Source organism: Streptomyces sp. NPDC025638 (genome assembly GCF_055558775.1).
The window spans coordinates 235,718-253,170 of record NZ_JBVHLX010000012.1; the positions used below are offsets into that span (position 1 = coordinate 235,718).

Here is a 17,453-nt window from a genome sequence, read left to right on the forward strand (position 1 = left end):
CCATGCAACACCTCCGGCGGCCGTACGCCAAGAAATGTCAGCCCTCGGCGATCTCGCGGACCTCGCAGGTCACCGTCCAGTGTGCCTCGTGCACCTTCAGGAACCGCTTGGTCCACTCCAGGGCCTCGGCCTTGTCCTTGCACTGCATGAGTGCGTAGCCGCCGATGACTTCCTTGGACTCGGTGAACGGTCCGTCGGTGACGGAGAGCTCGCCGCCCTCCCAGCGCACACGGGTGCCCTGGGCGGAGGGGGTCAGCCCGGCGGTGTCGAGCATGACGCCGGCCTTGGTGATCTCCTCGATCAGCTCGCCCATCCGCTGCATCAGCTCGGGGCTGGGGCCGTCGGCGGGGGCGGTGGACTCGTCGATCCGCACGAGCGACAGATAGCGGGGCATGGTGGCTCCTTCGGTCCGATCGGCGGGGCCTCTCCCCGCCTCTCACCCATGCGTCGAACGGGAGACACCCGAATCGACACGCACCCCGAAATTCTCCGAAGATTTTTTCCACGTCCCGGCTTCCTCGGGAGTTTCCGCAGGTCGTACGGCGATTCAGTCCGCCCGCAAGGAGTCCCACAGTTTGCTCGCCGCCGGTTCCTTCGCCACCACGCGGTTGGGGTCGGACGGGGCCGTGACCACCGGCATCGTCAGCGTTCTCACGTGATCGGAGGACAGACCCTTCAGGCTCTGGCCGAGGCGCGTCAGTTCCTTCAGGGAGTCGAGGCCGGTGTCCGTGGTCAGGCTGGAGGTCACCGCGTCGGCGACCCGGTACAGCTTGGCCGGGTCGGTGAGCAGGTCGGTGGCCGCCATCTGCTCCAGCAGGGCCTTCACCAGCTTCTGCTGGAGACCTATCCGGCCGAGGTCGCTGCCGTCGCCTATGCCGTGCCGGGTACGGGCCAGGGCCAGTGCCTGCTTGCCGTTCAGATGGTGGGTGCCCGCCGTGAGGTGCAGATGGCTCTTGTCGTCGTCGATGTCCTCGTCGGTGGTGACCGTGACTCCGCCCAGGGCGTTCACCAGTTTCGCGAAGCCCGAGAAGTCGATCTCGATGTAGTGGTCCATGCGGACGTCCGTGATCGACTCGACCGTCTTGACCGCGCACACCGGGCCGCCCACCGAATAGGCGCTGTTGAACATGGCGTTGTAGGCCTGCGCCGTGGAGCCCCCGGAGGACAGCGGGCAGGACGGGCGCGTGACCAGCGTGTCGCGCGGGATGCTGACGACGGTGGCCTCGGTGCGGCCCGCGTCGATGTGCACGACCATCGCCGTGTCGGAGCGGGCGCCCGAACTGCTGCCGCCGCCCAGCTCCTTGTTCGCCTTGCCGCTGCGCGAGTCGGAGCCCAGGACCAGGATGTTCACGGCCCCGGTGGGCAGAGGGGAGGCCGAGGCGGAGGCGGACGGGGTGACGACCGCTCGCGCCGGGCGGTCGTCACCGAGCGCGCTGTTGATGTCGACGCTCTTGATGTTGTTGTTGAGGTGCCAGTAGGCCCAGCCCCCGGCGGCGATGCCGAGCACCAGTACACCCGCCAGGGTGAGACCGGCGGCCTTCAGCACCCTCGACCGCCGGCCCAACCGTCTGCGCTCGTCGCCGTTCTCGTCGTGTACGGTCACGGCAAGAACGTAAGTCCGAATTATTAGGGGACTGTTAGGTTCCGGGGCGAGAAGCCGTTTTCTTCGGAAAATCTCACGCTTCTCAGCGCCCCCTCAGCCCGGGCTCGGCCGAGGCTCAGCCCAGCGTCACCGTGGGCACCGGATTGCTGCCGCTCCACGACGCGTTGAACCCGAACGTCACCGAACCACCGTCCGGGACCGACCCGTTGTACGAGGCGTTCACGCACGAGACCGCCGCGCCGGACTGGGTGCAGGTGGCGTTCCAGGCCTGGGTGATCCGCTGGCCCGCACCGTACGTCCAGCTCGCCTTCCAGGACGCCGGCGAGGCACCGGAGCAGGAGATCCGCACCTGCCCGGTGAACCCGGTGTTCCACTGGCTGGTCACGCTGTACGTCGCCGTGCAGGCGCCGGTCGGAGGCGGTGTGGTCGTGCCGCCGCCGAGGGCCTCCGCGATCGCGTAGTACGCCGGTTTCGGCGCGTAGTTCTCGTCGTACGGCGTCGCCGCCCCGTACCCCGGGAAGGTGCTCGGCACCCAGGAGTCGGAGTCGGTGAAGCCCCACACGGTGACATTGACGCAGCGGGTCACGGCCACGCAGGCGGCGACGACCGACTTGTAGTCGGCGGCCTGCTGGGCCAGCTTGGTGGCGTCCGAGGGCAGCGCCATCCGTACGTCCAGCTCGGTGATCGCCACGTCCACGCCCAGGTCGGCGAAGCGCTGGATGTTCTGCTGGAGCGTGGCCGGGACCTGGCCGAGGATCAGGTGCGCCTGCAGGCCCACGCCGTCGATCGGAACCCCTTGTTCCTTCAGGGACTTGACCAGGTTGTACAGGGCGGTGCTCTTCGCGTCGACACCCTCGACGTTGTAGTCGTTGATGTACAGCTTGGCGTTCGGATCGGCGGCGTGCGCCCAGTTCAGGGCGCTGGCGATATAGCCGGAGCCGAGGCCGTTGTACCAGAGCGTCGAGCGGTAGGTGCCGTCCTCGTTGAAGGGCTCGTTGACCACGTCCCAGGCGGCGACCTTGCCCTTGTAGCGGGTCACCTCCGTGCTGATGTGGTTCTGCAGCAGGCCGCTCAGCTGGGCGGACGTCCAGCCGCCGTTGGTCAGCCAGCTCGGGTTCTGGCTGTGCCAGACCAGGGTGTGGCCGCGCACCTGCTGGTTGTGCGCCTGCGCGAAGGCGACGATCTGGTCGGCCTCGGTCCAGTTGAAGGAGCCCTGGGTAGGCTCGACCGTGCCCCACTTCATGGCGTTGCCGGGAGTGAGCGAGCCGAACTGCGCCCCGGCGAGGTCGCCATAGGTCCCGGTGAGCTTGGAGCCGGTGACCGCCGTGCCGATGACCTTGCCCTTGGCGGCGGCGAGATCGCGCAGCGGGGTGTCGGCGGCGTGCGCCGCGGGCGCCGTGAGCAGCAGTGCGAGCCCGGTCACCAGTGACGCCAGGGATAAGCCGGTCCGCAGAGTTCTTCCGATTGCGAGCGTTCTTCTCATTGCGGGTGCCTCCGAAAGTTTCGGCCGTGCAACCGATTGACTGCCGAGGAGTGTCGGGGCACGCGCACCACTCGTCAATATGTCAACTTCCGGCCACCCACTTCACTGCGCTTCACTCCGCGGGCGCCGCCGTGCTGCTGCGGACCACCAGGCTCGTCGCCAGCTCCACCCGGGTCGCCGTCGAGGACTCCGCCTCGCGCCCCAGGTCGAGCACCAGCTTGGCCGCCGCCTCGGCCATCTCCATGAGCGGCTGCCGTACGGTCGTCAGCGGCGGCCCCACCCAGCGGGCCACCGGCAGATCGTCGAAGCCGACCACGCTCAGGTCCTCCGGGATGCGCAGCCCCAGCTCGCGGGCGGCCTCGTACAGCCCCAGCGCCTGCAGGTCGTTGCCCGCGAAGACGGCGGTGGGCCGGTCCGGGCGGCGCAGCAGTTCGAGGCCGAGCCGGTAGCCCGCCTCGTGGTGGAAGTCGCCGGTCCTGATCAGGCCCTGGTCGACCGGAAGGCCGGCCGTCTCCAGCGCCGCCCGGTAGCCGTCGACCCGGGCGCGGCTGCACATCATCCGGGACGGTCCGCTGATGGCACCGATGCGGGTGTGGCCGAGGTCGACGAGGTGCCGGGTGGCGGCGAGGCCGCCCTGCCAGTTGGTGGCGCCGATGGACGGCACGTCGGCGCCCGGGTCGCCGGCCGGGTCCATCACCACGAACGGGATGGATCTGCTGGTCAGCAGGGCGCGCTGGGACTCGTCGAGCCCGGACAGGACCAGGATCACCCCGTGCGGGCGGCGGGCGGCGACCTGGTCGGCCCAGGTCCGGCCGGGGGTGAGCCGCCCGGCGGACTCCGACAGCACGACGCTCAGGCCCGCGTCCCGGGCCACGTTCTCCACGCCCCGGATGACCTCCATCGCCCAGGCGCTCTCCAGCTCGTGGAAGACCAGGTCGATCAGGGGCGAGCGGGAAGCCTCGGCCCGGCGGCGCCGGTAGCCGTAGGCGCGCAGCAGTTCCTCGACCCGGGTGCGGGTGGCGGGGGCGACATCGGCGCGGCCATTGAGGACCTTCGAAACAGTCGGAGCGGACACGCCGGCCTCGCGGGCGATTTCGGCGAGTGTCGCGGTCTGCGTTTCTGCGGGCTTCGGTGGCTTCATGCCCGCGATCGTATCCCTGCGCGACCCCTTGACGAAGCCTCCGCCTGGCCATACCTTCCCGGAACATTCGCTCTTCCGACCGAAACATTCGTACGAGAGGTGCTGTCATGGAGTCCCAGACGTCCAACGGCGGGCGTACTTTCAGCAGGCGCTGGATGCTCGGCGCCGGCGCCACCACGTTGCTCACCGCCGGACTCTCGGCCTGCGGCTCCTCCGGCGGATCCGGCGGCGGCACGCTCACCGCCTTCGTGTACGGCGATGACGCGGCGAAGGTGCAGGTCAAGGCGATCAGCCGGTTCAATGCCTCGGCGGCCGCGAAGAAGGCGAACGGCAGGATCAAGCTGGAGAAGGTGCCCGGCTCCGACTACCCGGCCAAGCTGCGCACGGCGATGGGCTCACCCCACGCGCCCGACGTGTTCTTCAACTGGGGCGGCGGTTCGATCAAGGCGTACAAGGACGCGAACCAGCTGGTCGACCTCACCGACACCATCGGGTCCGACCCGGTCCTCAAGGACGGCTTCCTGCCCTCCGTCCTCGCGGCGGGCGGCCTGAGCGGCCGCAACTACGGCATCCCCATGCGCGGCATGCAGCCCGTGATCCTCTTCTACAACAAGTCCGTCTTCGCCGAGCACAAGCTCCAGCCGCCCACCACGTTCGACCAGTTGCTGGACATCAACAGCAAGCTGAAGAAGGCCCGGATCACCCCCTTCGCCCTCGGCGGCGCCGACATCTGGCCCGAGCTGATGTGGCTGGAGTACCTCACCGACCGCATCGGCGGGCCCGAGGTCTTCGACAAGATCAAGAACGGCGACTCCTCCGGCTGGGGCGACCCGGCGGTGCTGAAGGCCGCCGAGACCGTGAAGCAGCTCATCGACGACGGCGCCTTCGGGAAGGGCTTCAGCTCGGTGTCGTACGTCAACGGCGGCGCGCCCGCGGTCTTCGCCAAGGGCAAGGCGGCCATGCACCTGATGGGCTCCTGGGAGTACTCGACGCAGCTCGGCAAGTTCCCCGACTTCGCCAAGCAGAACCTGGGCTGGTGCGCGTTCCCGAAGGTCGAGGGCGGCGCCGGCGACATCCGCAACGTCGTCGGCAACCCCACCAACTACTGGTCCGTGAACGCCCGTACGTCCAACAAGGACGCGGCGATCGCCTTCCTGCGCGACTGCGCGTCGGAGGCGTACGCCAAGGACCTGGTCGCCAACGGCGACATCCCGACCACCTCGAACGCGGAGAAGCTGCTCGACGCCTCGCCGAACCCCGAGTTCGCCAAGTTCCAGTACCAGATGGTGCAGCAGGCCCCGGCCTTCACCCTGAGCTGGGACCAGGCCGTGGACCCGGACGTCTCGACGCCGATGCTCACCGAGATCAACAAGCTGTTCGTGGGGAAGTCCTCGCCGAGCCAGTTCGTGTCAGCGCTCCAGGGGCTGAAGTGAGCGCCGGTACCACCACGAAGGCAGGACGCCCGCATGCCGCATGGGCTCTCCCGGGCGTCCTGTTCTTCACCTTCTTCGCCATCGCCCCGATGGCCCTGGCCTTCTATCTGTCCTTCACCAAGTGGAACGGCCTGGGCGACCCGCAGCCGGTGGGCCTCGCCAACTGGCAGAAGCTGATCGACGACCCGCGCCTGACCCAGTCCCTGACGGTGACCGTCCTGCTGACGCTGGCGAGCTGGGCCTTCCAGACGGTCGTCTCCCTGCTGCTGGGTGTCTGGGCGGCGGGCCGGCAGCGCAACCGCGCGATCCTCTCCGCGGTCTTCTTCGTCCCGTTCCTGCTGTCCTCGACCGCGATCTCGCTGCTCTTCTACGCCCTGCTCGACCCGAACTTCGGCATCATCCAGCAGGACACCCTGGGCTCGACCAGCGGTGCCTTCCTCGCGATCGTCTTCGTCGGCGGCTGGCAGTTCATCCCCTTCCACACCCTGATCTACCAGGGCGGGGCACGGCAGATCCCCGACGTCCTGTACCAGGCGGCCGCGATCGACGGCGCCGGCCGCTACCGCCGGTTCTTCTCGATCACGCTCCCCCAGCTGCGCAACACGGCGACGACGTCGAGCGTGCTGATGATCGTCGGCTCGCTGACCTACTTCGAGACCGTCCTGATCCTCACCCAGGGCGGCCCCGGCACCGACACGGCGATCCTGCCGTACCTGATGTACGAGGCGGGCTTCAAGAGCTACGACTTCGGCTACGCGAGCGCCGTCGCGTCCTTCCTGGTGGTGGCGGCCACGGCGCTCTCCCTCGTCATGGTGCGGCTGACCGGCTTCGGCGCCATGCGCAGCACACGGGAAGGAATGTGACGGAGTGTCACACGATACGCTGCCCCGCCCCGTGAAGACCGGCGAGCCGCCCGCGAAGCCGGCCGCCCGGCGCCGCCGCGGGCACTGGAGCAGGCGCGCCAATCCCCTGGCCGGCCTGGGCGCGGTCATCTGGCTGGCGGTCGTGCTCGTCCCGATCTACGCGATGATCTCGGCCTCGCTCACCCGCCAGGACCAGGCCCTCGGCAACAACGCCCTGAAGCCGCCGACCGACCCGACCCTGGACAACTACAACACCGTCCTGCACAACGGCTTCGGCCACTTCCTCGCGAACACGGCGATCGTGGCGGCGGCGGTCGTGGCGATCGTCCTGGTCCTGTGCGTCCCGCTCGCCTACGTCGCCGTACGCACCCGAAATGCCTGGTCCGGCTCCGCCTTCCGGCTGTTCCTGCTGGGCGTGGCCATCCCCGCGCAAGCGGTCGTGGTCCCCCTCTACCTGATGATCGCGAAACTGAACCTCTACGACAGCCTCCTCGCGGTCGTCCTGCCGACGGCCGCCTTCGCCATGCCGGTGTCGGTGCTGATCCTCACCGGCACCCTCCGCGACATCTCGGAGGAGCTGTACGAGGCGATGGCCCTGGACGGCGCCTCGCCCACCCGCATGCTGTTCCAGCTGGTCGTCCCGCTGGCCAAGGGCGGAATCAGCACGGTCGTCATCTACTCCGCCCTCCAGGCCTGGAACGGCTTCCTCTTCCCCCTGATCTTCACCCAGTCCGACGGTCCGCGTGTGCTGACCCTCGGCCTGTTCAACTACGTGAGCCAGTTCGGCGTGAACATCCCCGCCCTGCTCGCCTCGGTCGTCCTCTCCGGTATCCCGATCTTCGCCGTGTACCTGGTCGCGCGCCGCGCGCTGGTCGGCGGGCTGATGGGCGTGGGCGGCAAGTGATCACCTCTATCCCGACGGGAGTTTCATGACCACCGCTCCTTGGCGCGACCCCGCCCTGCCCGCCGCCGCCCGCGTCGCCGACCTGCTCTCCCGGATGACCCTGGAGGAGAAGACCGCCCAGCTGTACGGCGTGTGGGTGGGCGCCGCCACGGACGGCGAGGGAGTCGCCCCGCTGCAGCGCGAGATGACCGCCGGCTCCGCCGACGACTGGGCCTTGCTGATCACCCTCGGCCTCGGCCAGCTGACCCGCTCCTTCGGCACGGCCCCCGTGGACCCGTCGCTCGGCGCCCAGGCCCTGGCCCGCGCGCAACGGCGGATCGCCGCCGCGGGCCGCTTCGGCATCCCCGCGGTCGCCCACGAGGAGTGCCTGGCGGGCTTCACGGCCTGGGGCGCGACGGCCTACCCGGTGCCGCTGGCCTGGGGTGCCACCTTCGACCCGCCGCTGGTCGAGGAGCTGGGCCGGCGGATCGGCCACGACCTGCGCTCGGTCGGCGTCCACCAGGGCCTGGCCCCGGTCCTGGACGTGGTCCGCGACCCCCGCTGGGGCCGGGTGGAGGAGACGATCGGCGAGGACCCGTACCTGGTCGGCACGATCGGCACGGCCTACGTCCGGGGCCTGGAGTCGGCCGGAATCATCGCCACGCTCAAGCACTTCGCCGGGTACGCGTCCTCGGCGGGCGCCCGCAATCTGGCCCCTGTCCGGGCGGGCGTACGAGAGTTCGCGGACGTCACGCTCCCCCCGTTCGAGATGGCACTGCGCGAGGGCGGCGCCCGCTCGGTGATGGCGGCGTACAACGAGACGGACGGCGTCCCGGCCTCCGCGGACCCGCGTCTGCTGACCGAACTCCTGCGGGAGGACTGGGGGTTCACCGGCACGGTGGTCGCCGACTACTTCGGCATCGGGTTCCTGGAGACGCTGCACAAGGTGGCCGGCAGCCCGGCCGAGGCGGCGCACCGGGCGCTGGAGGCGGGCATCGACATCGAGCTGCCGACGCTGAAGTGCTATGGAAAGCCGCTGGTGGCGGCCGTACGTGCCGGAACGGTCCCGGAGTCGCTGGTGGACCGCGCGGCCCGCAGGGTGCTGCTGCAGAAGTGCGAACTGGGCCTGCTGGACGAGGACTGGCAGCCGGAACCGGCGGGCCCGATCGACCTCGACTCGACGGCGAACCGCACCCTGGCCCGCCGCCTGGCGGAGGAGTCCGTGGTCCTCCTGGACAACCCGGACGGCCTGCTCCCGCTGGCCCCCGACACGCGGATCGCGGTGGTCGGCCCCCGGGCGGCGGACGCCTTCGCCATGCTGGGCTGCTACTCCTTCCCCTCCCATGTCCTCACCCACCACCCCGACGTCCCGACGGGCGTGGACATCCCCACGCTCCTCGACTCCCTGCGCGCCGAACTCCCGGACGCCAAGGTGACGTTCGCGGAGGGCTGTGGGGTGTCCGACCCGGACCGGTCCGGCTTCGAGGAGGCGGTGGCACGGGCGTCGGAGGCGGACGTGTGCGTGGCGGTACTGGGCGACCGGGCCGGTCTGTTCGGCCGGGGCACGTCGGGCGAGGGCTGCGACGTGACGGACCTCCAACTCCCCGGCACACAGGGCGATTTCCTCGACGTGCTGCTGGGCACGGGCGTCCCCGTCGTCCTGGTCCTGCTGACCGGCCGCCCGTACGCGCTGGGCCGCTGGGACGGCCGGCTGGCAGCGGTGGTCCAGGCGTTCTTCCCGGGCGAGGAGGGCGGCCCCGCGGTGGCGGGCGTCCTGTCCGGCCGGGTGAACCCCTCGGGAAGGCTGCCGGTGAGCGTGCCGCGCGCCCCCGGAGGCCAGCCGTGGACGTACCTCCAACCCCCACTGGGCCTGGCGGGCGAGGTCAGCAACCTGGACCCGACCCCGCTGTACCCCTTCGGCCACGGCCGCTCGTACACGACGTTCGCCTGGGAGGACTTCGAGGGCACGGCCCCGGAAATCGGCACGGACGGCTCGTACGCCCTCTCCCTCACGGTCCGCAACACCGGCGACCGCGAGGGCGCGGAGGTCGTCCAGCTGTACCTGCACGACCCAGTGGCCTCGGTGACCCGCCCCGACGTACGCCTGATCGGCTACCACCGCCTGAACCTGTCCCCCGGCGAGTCCCGCCGCGTGACCTTCCACTTCCACGCGGACCTGTCGTCCTTCACCGACCGCTCGGGCTCACGAGTGGTCGAACCGGGCACGCTGGAACTGCGGTTGGCGTCGTCCAGCGCGGAGGTACGGCACACGGCACACCTGACACTGACGGGCCCGGTGCGGCCACTCGGTCTCGACCGCCGACTGCGCTGCGAGACCCGGGAACACGCCTGACGGACGGCCGCCTCGGACCATGCCCGGAGGGAAGCCGTAGTGCTCCCCGCCACGCAGGTGGAGCGCTACCCCTCCCCCACCGACTCGAACCGCCACCGGTGCACAGGCCGGGAGGTCAAGTCGGCCGGGGGCTCCGGGAGTTCGGGGAGGTCGGCGTCCTGCGGGGCCTCCCACCATGTGATGACCAGGACCCGGTCCTCGGGAGCGCGGAAGGTCTCCCGGCGGAGTGGGGAAGCGGGGAGCTCCTGGGACCGGACCCAGGTGGTGAGGTCCTCGCCGCGGCCCTCCCTCGCCCTCGCTTCCCACATCAGTGCGACGCTCACGAGTAGAGGTTCCCCTTGCTGACGCCGACCTCGTGCACATGGGCGTGGTCGTGGGTGGTGCCCGGCACATGCGGGTCCGTCACCGGCAGCGAGGAGTCCGCGGACAGGTCCCAGCTGGATGCCGCGCGCCCGCGCGCCACCATCTCCGCGCCCAGCGCGGCCACCATCGCGCCGTTGTCCGTGCACAGCTTGGGGCGCGGCACGCGCAGCCGGATGCCCGCCGCCTCGCAGCGCTCCTGGGCCAGGGCCCGCAGCCGGGAGTTGGCGGCCACCCCGCCGCCGATCATCAGGTGGTCCACGCCCTCGTCCTTGCAGGCGCGCACCGCCTTGCGGGTCAGGACGTCGACGACCGCCTCCTGGAAGGAGGCCGCCACATCGCGCACCGGCACCTCCTCGCCCGCCGCGCGCCTGGCCTCGATCCAGCGGGCCACGGCCGTCTTCAGGCCCGAGAAGGAGAAGTCGTACGCCGGGTCGCGCGGGCCCGTCAGACCGCGCGGGAACGCGATCGCCTCCGGGTCGCCCTCGCGCGCGTAGCGGTCGATGACCGGGCCGCCCGGGAAGCCCAGGTTCAGCACGCGGGCGATCTTGTCGAAGGCCTCGCCGGCCGCGTCGTCGATGGTGGCGCCCATCGGGCGGACGTCGGAGGTGATGTCCGTGGACAGCAGCAGCGAGGAGTGGCCGCCGCTCACCAGCAGCGCCATGGTCGGCTCCGGCAGCGCGCCGTGCTCCAACTGGTCCACGCAGATGTGGGAGGCGAGGTGGTTCACGCCGTAGAGGGGCTTGCCGAGGGCGTAGGCATAGGCCTTGGCCGCCGACACACCGACCAGCAGCGCGCCCGCGAGCCCCGGACCGGCGGTCACCGCGATGCCGTCCAGGTCCTTCGCGCTGATCCCCGCGTCCTTCAGCGCCCGGTCGATGGTCGGGACCATCGCCTCCAGGTGCGCTCTGGACGCCACCTCCGGCACCACCCCGCCGAAGCGGGCGTGCTCGTCGACGCTGGAGGCGACGGCGTCCGCCAGCAGGGTGGTGCCACGGACGATGCCGACGCCGGTCTCGTCGCAGGAGGTCTCGATCCCCAGGACCAGCGGTTCGTCAGTCATTGATCTCGGTTCCTTGTACGGAGGTCGACCCGTCGGCGGAGCCGCTGTCGGATCGGGTGGTCAGTCGCATGACCAGGGCGTCGACGTTCCCCGGCTGGTAGTAGCCGCGCCGGAAGCCGATGGGCTCGAAGCCATGGCGCTCGTAGAGCTTCTGCGCCCGGACGTTGTCGACGCGGCACTCGAGCATCACCTCGGTGCACTCGAAGGCGGTCGCCGCGCGCATCAGCTCGGTCAGCAGCAGTCCGCCGAGACCGGTGCCCTGGTGGTCACGGGCCACGGCAATGGTCTGGATGTCGCCGAGGTCGCCCTGGGCGGCCAGGCCCGCGTAGCCGACGATCCGGTCGCCCTCGACGGCGACGACGTACCGCCGGCTGGCCTCCGCGCCCCGGGCGTGCGCCAGCTCGGACCAGAACATGCCGCGCGACCACGCGTCCTCGGGGAAGAGGTCCTTCTCCAGTTCGAGGACGGAATCGATGTCCCACCAGCGCATCTCGCGCAGTCGGGAGGGTACGGGCTCGGTCACTTGGGGGTGACCACCTTGTAGTTCTTGGGGACCTGGGCATCGGGGCGGCGCAGATACAGCGGCCGGGGCTCCGGCAGCTCCTCGCCCGCGGCCAGCTTCTCGGCGGCCAGCGAGGCAAGAGCCGCGGCGGAGACATGCTCGGGCTCGTGGACGTTCGGGAAGGTGTCGGGGTAGAGCAGCGCCCCCGCGCCGACGGCGGGCAGCCCCGCCACCCGGTCGGCGATGTCGGCGGGCCGGTCGACCGCCGGATTCGTGAGCCGGGTGCGCGAGTCGGCGTACTCGGCCCAGTAGACCTCCTTGCGCCGGGCGTCGGTCGCCACGACGAAGGGGCCCTTCTCGATGTCGGAGGCGTACGCGAGGCCGTCGAGCGTGCACACACCGTGCACGGGAACGCCGAGCGCGAGCCCGAAGGTGTCTGCGGTCATCAGGCCGACGCGCAGTCCGGTGTAGGGGCCGGGTCCGATGCCGACGACGACCGCGGTGACGGCGTCCAGCTTGAACCCGGCCTCGGCGAGCACACGGTCGACGGCCGGCAGGAGCAGCTCGCCGTGCCGGCGCGCGTCCACCTGACTGGACGAGGCGATGACGGCCTCACCGTCGTGCAGGGCGACGGTGACGGCGGGGGTGGCGGTATCCAGAGCGAGCAAGAGCACGCGAACAGCCTACGGCTCCCGCGCCGCTCGCACGGCCGCCCCGGTGACGCGGTCACCGACTGCTACCGTCTGGACGAAGTACGACATATGACGCGAGGCAGAGGTGGGCGCACGTGGCAGGGACCAGCGCGGGAATCGTGGCCGGGCTCACCGCGGCGGCCGTCGGGACGGTCGGATTCCTCGCCTACCAGGCATCGGCGACCGTCCCGGCCGATCTCGGCGACAGGCCCTCGTCGAGCGCCTCGCCCGCACCGGCCGCCACGAAGGCACCCCGGGACACCAAGCACCCCACCGCCCTGCCCGGCGGCTCGGGCACGGGTGAACGTGTCGTGTACTCGGTGGACGACGACCGGGTGTGGCTGGTCGGCGAGAACGGCAAGGTGCGCCGCACCTTCAAGGTGACCCCGGGCAGCGTCGACCCGCTCCCGGGCTCGTACGCGGTCACGTCCCGCTCGCGTGCGGTCACCGGCACCGACGGCATCCTCGTCGAGCACGTCGTGCGCTTCACCAGCGTGGACGATGTGGTCATCGGCTTCAGCGCCGCCGTGGACCCCTCCGCCGCGGATCCCGACACGACCGTGAAGACGGGCGGCATCCGGGAGCGGCGCGCGGACGGGAACGAGATGTGGAAGTTCGCGACGATCGGCGTACAGGTCGTCGTGATCCGTTAGCCCAGGCTCTGCTGGTGCCGTACGGCGCTAAGCGGCCGCGCGCTCTTCCCGCGCCGGCTTCGGCGCGTGCGGCTCGGGCTCGCGCGGCGGCTTGGATACCGCGTCCGCAGCCACGCACGAGGCCAGCAGATCGCGCATGGACACCCCGGCGACCGGATGAGGCGGGGGCTGCACCCCGGGCTGAGCAGCGGACATGGACGCCTCCTGATGAGCGGGGGCGGGCGTAGTTAGGTACGCCTAACCACGGACTGGATACCATGTGAACACGCCCGGGACGTCCGACGCAATATCTTGCCGACGGCTTGTCGGAATCTCCGGGCAGGGCGCCGCCGGATCGGGCCGCTCAGGCCGCTCGGGGCCGCTCAGGCCGACAGCACCGAGAGGTCCACGTCCGCCCACCGCTCGCCGAGCCCGGTGAGCGTCACCTGCCGTACCTCGTCCGTGGTGTCGCCGACGGCCCGGTGGATCACCACCTGCAGCCGGTCGTCGGTCAGCTCCTCGACCTTGCCCTCGCCCCACTCCACGACGATCACCGATTCGGGCAGCGAGACATCGAGGTCCAGGTCCTCCATCTCGTCCAGACCGCCCGCCAGCCGGTACGCGTCGACGTGGACGAGCGGCGGTCCGTCACCCAGGGACGGGTGCACCCGGGCGATCACGAAGGTCGGTGAGGTGACCGCGCCCCGCACACCGAGCCCCTCGCCGAGCCCGCGGGTGAGCGTCGTCTTGCCCGCGCCGAGCTCACCGCTGAGCATCACGAGGTCGCCCGAGCGCAGCAGCTTGGCCAGGCGACGGCCCAACTCCCGCATCTGCTCGGGAGCGTTGATGATCAGCTCGGTCTCAGCCGGGTCGTGCGGCGCTGCTGGTGCTGCTTCCATAGCCACTTACGGTAGCCCCTGCGGGCACGGCACCCGCGCGGGTGAGCAGGTCGGCGAGCCGGTCGGTGACCACTTCCGGGTGCTCCAGCATGACCAGATGCCCGGCGTCCGGGACGAGGACCAGCTCCGCGTCGGGCAGCAGATCGGCGATGACCTCGCTGTGCTCACTGGGCGTGACGAGGTCCTGGACCCCGGCCAGCACCAGGACCGGCATGTCCGCGAACCGGGCCAGGGCCTCGGTCTTGTCGTGGTCGGTGAAGGCCGGGTAGAACTCGGCGACCACGTCGATCGGCGTGGACTCGATCATCCGCTCGGCGAACCGCTCGATCGCCGGGTCGACGTCCCGGGACGCGAACGAGTACCGCTTGATGACCCCGGCGAACAGATCGGCCGTGGCCCGGCGCCCCTTCTCCACCAGCGCGGCCTGCGTGCCGAGCGCCTTCAGCACTCCGGGCAGCACCCGGCGCACCGCGTTCACACCGGCGAGCGGCAGCCCGAAGTTGACTTCGCCGAGCCGCCCGGACGACGTGCCGACCAGGGCGGTGGCCACGACCCGGTCGCGGATCAGCTCCGGGTACTGGGCGGCCAGCGCCATCACCGTCATGCCGCCCATGGAGTGGCCGACCAGCACGATCGGTCCGTCGGGCACGGCCGCGTCGATGACGGCCTTGAGGTCGCGGCCGAGCTGGTCGATGGTGACCGGCGCCTCGTCCCGGCTCTGGGCCACGCCCCGCCCGGACCGTCCGTGGCTGCGCTGGTCCCAGTGCACGGTCCGTACGACGCCGCGCAGCGCCGCCCGCTGGAAGTGCCAGGAGTCCTGGCTGAGGCAGTAGCCGTGGCTGAAGACCACGGTGACCGGGGCGGGCGCCTTGCGGCCGAAGAGCCGGCGCCGCCGGGGTGCCGGTCCGCCCTCCGGCTCGACGTCGTCGACCTCGTAGTACAGCTCGGTGCCGTCGTCCGCGATCGCCTTGCCCGGGGTGCCGCGCAGCGCGCCGTACGGCCCCGTCGAGTCCAGTGCCAGCCGGGCCCTCCTGCGCATCCCGCGGCCCACGGTCATCCGCTCGATCGCGACACCGGCGGCCGCGCCCGCGGCGAGCACACCTATCGCGGTACCGGCGATGCCGGTCGCCCTGCGCCAGCTCCCGGCCGCCCCCGTGGCGGAGGCGACGGCCGCCGCAGCGGCTTCCGCGACGGCCTCCGCACTGCTCTCGCTCACGTACCGCTCCTCTTCGCCGTACTGCAGTTCGCTGGGTGGGTGATGCGGGTGTAGCAGTTGCCGTACAGATGTTGCGGGTGTTGCAGGTGCTGCGCGGGTGCTGGGGGGTGCGCACCGCTGTTACAGCTGTATCCGGTGCGGCACCGGTACCGGCCCCCGTGCGGGTTACCCGTCCTGCCCGCCTGGTTCCTCGTTCACATAGACGCGAGGAACGCGCGTTCCGATCCGCGTGACGATTTCGTACGCGATCGTGCCCGAGGCCTGTGCCCAGTCCTCGGCGGTGGGTTCGCCGCGGTCGCCGGGCCCGAAGAGGACCGCCTCGGAGCCGACCTCGGGCTCGTCCCCGCCCAGATCGACCACGAACTGGTCCATCGCGACCCGGCCCGCGACCGTGCGCCACTTCCCGCCGACCAGGACCGGGCCGGTCCCGGAGGCGTGCCGTGGGATGCCGTCCGCGTAACCGACGGGCACCAGACCGAGGGTGGTCTCGCCCGGGGTGATGTAGTGATGCCCGTAACTGACGCCGTGACCCCCCGGAACGTGCTTCACCAGCGCCAGCGACGCCGACAGCGTCATCACCGGGCGCAGGCCGAAGTCGGCCGGGGTGCCGATCTCGGGGCTGGGCGAGACGCCGTACAGGGCGATCCCGGTGCGCACGAGGTCGAAGTGGGTCTCGGGAAGGGTGAGCGTGGCCGGGGAGTTGGCGATGTGCCGCACCTCGGGGCGGACGCCCTGCTCCTCGGCGTACGCCACCATCTCCCGGAACAGGGTGAGCTGGGCGTCGATGGAGGGATGGCCCGGCTCGTCCGCGCAGGCGAAGTGGGACCACAGCCCGGTGATGCGGACGAGCCCCTCGCGCTCGGCGCTCAGGGCCGCGCCGACCAGTTCGGTCCAGTCCGCGCCGGGCCGGCAGCCGTTGCGCCCGAGGCCGGTGTCGGCCTTGAGCTGCACGCGCGCGGGCGCACCGGCGGCGCGGGCCGCCTCGGTGACCTCCCTCAGGGCCCACATCCCGCTGAGGGACACGTCCACGTCCGCCTCGATGGCCTCGCGCCAGGGCCCGCCCGGGGTCCACAGCCAGCACATGACGCGCACGTGCGGCGGCAGCCCGGCCTCGGCGCGCAGCGCGAGCGCCTCCTCGGGCGTGGCCGTGCCGACCCAGGTGGCGCCCGCCTCGACGGCCGCGCGGGCACAGCGCACCGCCCCGTGGCCGTACGCGTCGGACTTCACGACGGCCATCAGGGCCGCGCCCGGCGCGAGGGCGCGCAGGGTCCGCACGTTGGCCCGCAGGGCGGCCAGGTCGATCTCGGCGCGGGCGCGCAGGGGCGCGGTCGGCGCAGGTGCTGTCTTACTCATCGCGCCCCCAGTGTCTCAGAGGCCTGTGACGGCCCCGGCTCGCAGGCCCTATGTGCCCGGTCGACGGCCCCACACGTACACCCGGTCGCCCTTCTTCAGCACGTCCCACAGCTTGCGGGCGTCGGGGAGTGTGAGATTGACACAGCCCCAGGAGCCGACGGTGGTGTAGATGCTGCCGTAGACGGCGTGGAAGGCCTGTCCTCCGTCGAAGAACTGGGCATAGGGCATGGGCTGGTTGTAGAGCGTCGACCAGTGGTTCTTGTGCTTCCAGTAGACCGTGTGCCAGCCGCTCCTGGTCCGGGCCCCGGCCCGCCCGCTGCGCATGGGCACCGGTCCGAAGACGACCTTGCTGCCCTTCTGCACCCAGGTCAGCTGCCGGCTGAGGTCGACGCAGGCGACACGGTACGTCCGTACAGGGCATTTCTTGGCCGAATTTGGTTTCTTCCGTGCCGAAATGAGCATCATCCGGGACCAGGTGACGGGTCCCGCGAAGCCGATCGCGGGCTTGATCTTGTACTTCTTCTGAAAGGCCCGGATGGCCTTGCAGTCCGCCGCGGACTGCTTGCCGTCCACCTTGCGCTTCAGCCACCGCTCGACCTGGCGCTGGTAGGGCCCGGCCTGCTTGCTGCAGCTCACCCTGGCGACGGCATCGCCCAGCGGGACGTACTCGATGAGGTCGTACGTCCCCTTCACCGCGTCCCCCGGCTCGACCGAGTCCTCCCTCTTGGTGGGCCGGTACACCTTCGGCGGCAGCATCTGGTCGGGCGTGTCGATCTGCCAGGGCTGCGACGGCCCCGGCGCGACACCGGGCACCAACTCGGTCTCCGGGCCGCCCGGCGCCGGGGCCCCGGTGGGGACGGCCGCGGCGGTGCCGGCGACGGGGAGAGCGGTCGCCGCCGCGAGCAGCACGGCGATGCCCCGGTGTTTGATTCGCCTGCCGAGCTCGGTTCGTCTGCAGATCATGCAATCAGACAAAC

18 protein-coding genes are annotated in these 17,453 nt (G+C 71.0%); 5 read left to right on the forward strand and 13 right to left on the reverse strand.

What is annotated here, in order from left to right; genetic code table 11:
- Positions 1–37 precede the first annotated feature (37 nt).
- The 4 genes from ACZ4EG_RS29480 to ACZ4EG_RS29495 all read right to left on the reverse strand — a co-directional run bounded on the left by ACZ4EG_RS29480 (position 38) and on the right by ACZ4EG_RS29495 (position 4,227).
- A complete protein-coding gene (locus ACZ4EG_RS29480; protein ID WP_453551311.1) occupies positions 38–394 on the reverse strand; it encodes a YciI family protein in 357 nt (118 codons plus the stop codon).
- 153 nt (positions 395–547) lie between these two features.
- Positions 548–1,603: an LCP family protein gene (locus ACZ4EG_RS29485; RefSeq protein WP_467792737.1), complete on the reverse strand. Its 1,056-nt coding sequence runs from the start codon at positions 1,601–1,603 to the stop codon at positions 548–550.
- Positions 1,604–1,718: 115 nt separating this feature from the next.
- Positions 1,719–3,086 (reverse strand): glycoside hydrolase family 10 protein, encoded by a 1,368-nt coding sequence (locus ACZ4EG_RS29490; RefSeq protein WP_467792738.1) that lies wholly within the window; start codon positions 3,084–3,086, stop codon positions 1,719–1,721.
- Between the two features lie 112 nt (positions 3,087–3,198).
- Positions 3,199–4,227: a LacI family DNA-binding transcriptional regulator gene (locus ACZ4EG_RS29495; RefSeq protein WP_390710193.1), complete on the reverse strand. Its 1,029-nt coding sequence runs from the start codon at positions 4,225–4,227 to the stop codon at positions 3,199–3,201.
- A 107-nt stretch (positions 4,228–4,334) separates the two neighbouring features.
- Between ACZ4EG_RS29495 and ACZ4EG_RS29500 the strand changes: the two genes are divergently transcribed.
- From ACZ4EG_RS29500 to ACZ4EG_RS29515, 4 genes are read left to right on the forward strand one after another with little or no spacing between them, the layout of a single operon-like run.
- The gene (locus tag ACZ4EG_RS29500; RefSeq protein WP_467792739.1) at positions 4,335–5,660 is read left to right on the forward strand and encodes an ABC transporter substrate-binding protein; all 1,326 of its coding nucleotides are present in this window, start codon (positions 4,335–4,337) and stop codon (positions 5,658–5,660) included.
- Positions 5,657–6,523: a carbohydrate ABC transporter permease gene (locus ACZ4EG_RS29505; RefSeq protein ID WP_453551321.1), complete on the forward strand. Its 867-nt coding sequence runs from the start codon at positions 5,657–5,659 to the stop codon at positions 6,521–6,523. Before ACZ4EG_RS29500 ends, ACZ4EG_RS29505 begins: the two co-directional genes overlap by 4 nt.
- A 4-nt stretch (positions 6,524–6,527) precedes the next feature.
- Positions 6,528–7,427 carry a carbohydrate ABC transporter permease gene (locus tag ACZ4EG_RS29510; protein ID WP_467792740.1) on the forward strand — a complete coding sequence of 300 codons (900 nt, stop codon included), beginning with the start codon at positions 6,528–6,530 and terminating at the stop codon, positions 7,425–7,427.
- A gap of 25 nt (positions 7,428–7,452) precedes the next feature.
- Complete coding sequence (locus ACZ4EG_RS29515; RefSeq protein WP_467792741.1) at positions 7,453–9,759, forward strand: beta-xylosidase/alpha-l-arabinosidase; 2,307 nt, start codon at positions 7,453–7,455, stop codon at positions 9,757–9,759.
- 65 nt (positions 9,760–9,824) lie between these two features.
- On the opposite strand, the gene ACZ4EG_RS29520 is transcribed toward ACZ4EG_RS29515, so the two are convergent.
- Genes ACZ4EG_RS29520 through tsaB form a run of 4 tightly spaced genes read right to left on the reverse strand, consistent with a single transcriptional unit; the run spans position 9,825 to position 12,358 of the window.
- The gene (locus ACZ4EG_RS29520; RefSeq protein WP_453551328.1) at positions 9,825–10,082 is read right to left on the reverse strand and encodes a hypothetical protein; all 258 of its coding nucleotides are present in this window, start codon (positions 10,080–10,082) and stop codon (positions 9,825–9,827) included.
- A complete protein-coding gene (gene tsaD, locus ACZ4EG_RS29525) occupies positions 10,079–11,182 on the reverse strand; it encodes a tRNA (adenosine(37)-N6)-threonylcarbamoyltransferase complex transferase subunit TsaD (protein WP_467792742.1) in 1,104 nt (367 codons plus the stop codon). The genes ACZ4EG_RS29520 and tsaD overlap by 4 nt, the downstream gene beginning before the upstream one ends.
- Positions 11,175–11,705, reverse strand: coding sequence for a ribosomal protein S18-alanine N-acetyltransferase (gene rimI, locus ACZ4EG_RS29530; protein WP_453551334.1), 531 nt, complete (start codon positions 11,703–11,705; stop codon positions 11,175–11,177). The genes tsaD and rimI overlap by 8 nt, the downstream gene beginning before the upstream one ends.
- Positions 11,702–12,358, reverse strand: a complete 657-nt coding sequence (gene tsaB / locus ACZ4EG_RS29535) for a tRNA (adenosine(37)-N6)-threonylcarbamoyltransferase complex dimerization subunit type 1 TsaB (protein ID WP_453551336.1) — start codon at positions 12,356–12,358, stop codon at positions 11,702–11,704. The genes rimI and tsaB overlap by 4 nt, the downstream gene beginning before the upstream one ends.
- A 113-nt stretch (positions 12,359–12,471) precedes the next feature.
- Here tsaB and ACZ4EG_RS29540 point away from each other — a divergent pair, with 113 nt between their 5' ends.
- On the forward strand, positions 12,472–13,029 hold the full coding sequence (locus tag ACZ4EG_RS29540) for a hypothetical protein (RefSeq protein WP_467792743.1): 558 nt from the start codon (positions 12,472–12,474) through the stop codon (positions 13,027–13,029).
- 27 nt (positions 13,030–13,056) lie between these two features.
- On the opposite strand, the gene ACZ4EG_RS29545 is transcribed toward ACZ4EG_RS29540, so the two are convergent.
- The 5 genes from ACZ4EG_RS29545 to ACZ4EG_RS29565 form a co-directional block, all read right to left on the reverse strand.
- Positions 13,057–13,224, reverse strand: coding sequence for a hypothetical protein (locus ACZ4EG_RS29545; protein WP_467792744.1), 168 nt, complete (start codon positions 13,222–13,224; stop codon positions 13,057–13,059).
- Positions 13,225–13,391: 167 nt separating this feature from the next.
- Positions 13,392–13,907: a tRNA (adenosine(37)-N6)-threonylcarbamoyltransferase complex ATPase subunit type 1 TsaE gene (gene tsaE / locus ACZ4EG_RS29550; RefSeq protein ID WP_363293675.1), complete on the reverse strand. Its 516-nt coding sequence runs from the start codon at positions 13,905–13,907 to the stop codon at positions 13,392–13,394.
- Positions 13,870–15,123, reverse strand: a complete 1,254-nt coding sequence (locus ACZ4EG_RS29555) for an alpha/beta fold hydrolase (protein ID WP_453551343.1) — start codon at positions 15,121–15,123, stop codon at positions 13,870–13,872. Before ACZ4EG_RS29555 ends, tsaE begins: the two co-directional genes overlap by 38 nt.
- 165 nt (positions 15,124–15,288) lie before the next feature.
- On the reverse strand, positions 15,289–16,476 hold the full coding sequence (alr, locus tag ACZ4EG_RS29560) for an alanine racemase (RefSeq protein WP_453551346.1): 1,188 nt from the start codon (positions 16,474–16,476) through the stop codon (positions 15,289–15,291).
- Positions 16,477–16,524: 48 nt separating this feature from the next.
- On the reverse strand, positions 16,525–17,439 hold the full coding sequence (locus ACZ4EG_RS29565; protein WP_453551349.1) for a L,D-transpeptidase family protein: 915 nt from the start codon (positions 17,437–17,439) through the stop codon (positions 16,525–16,527).
- Positions 17,440–17,453 lie beyond the last annotated feature (14 nt).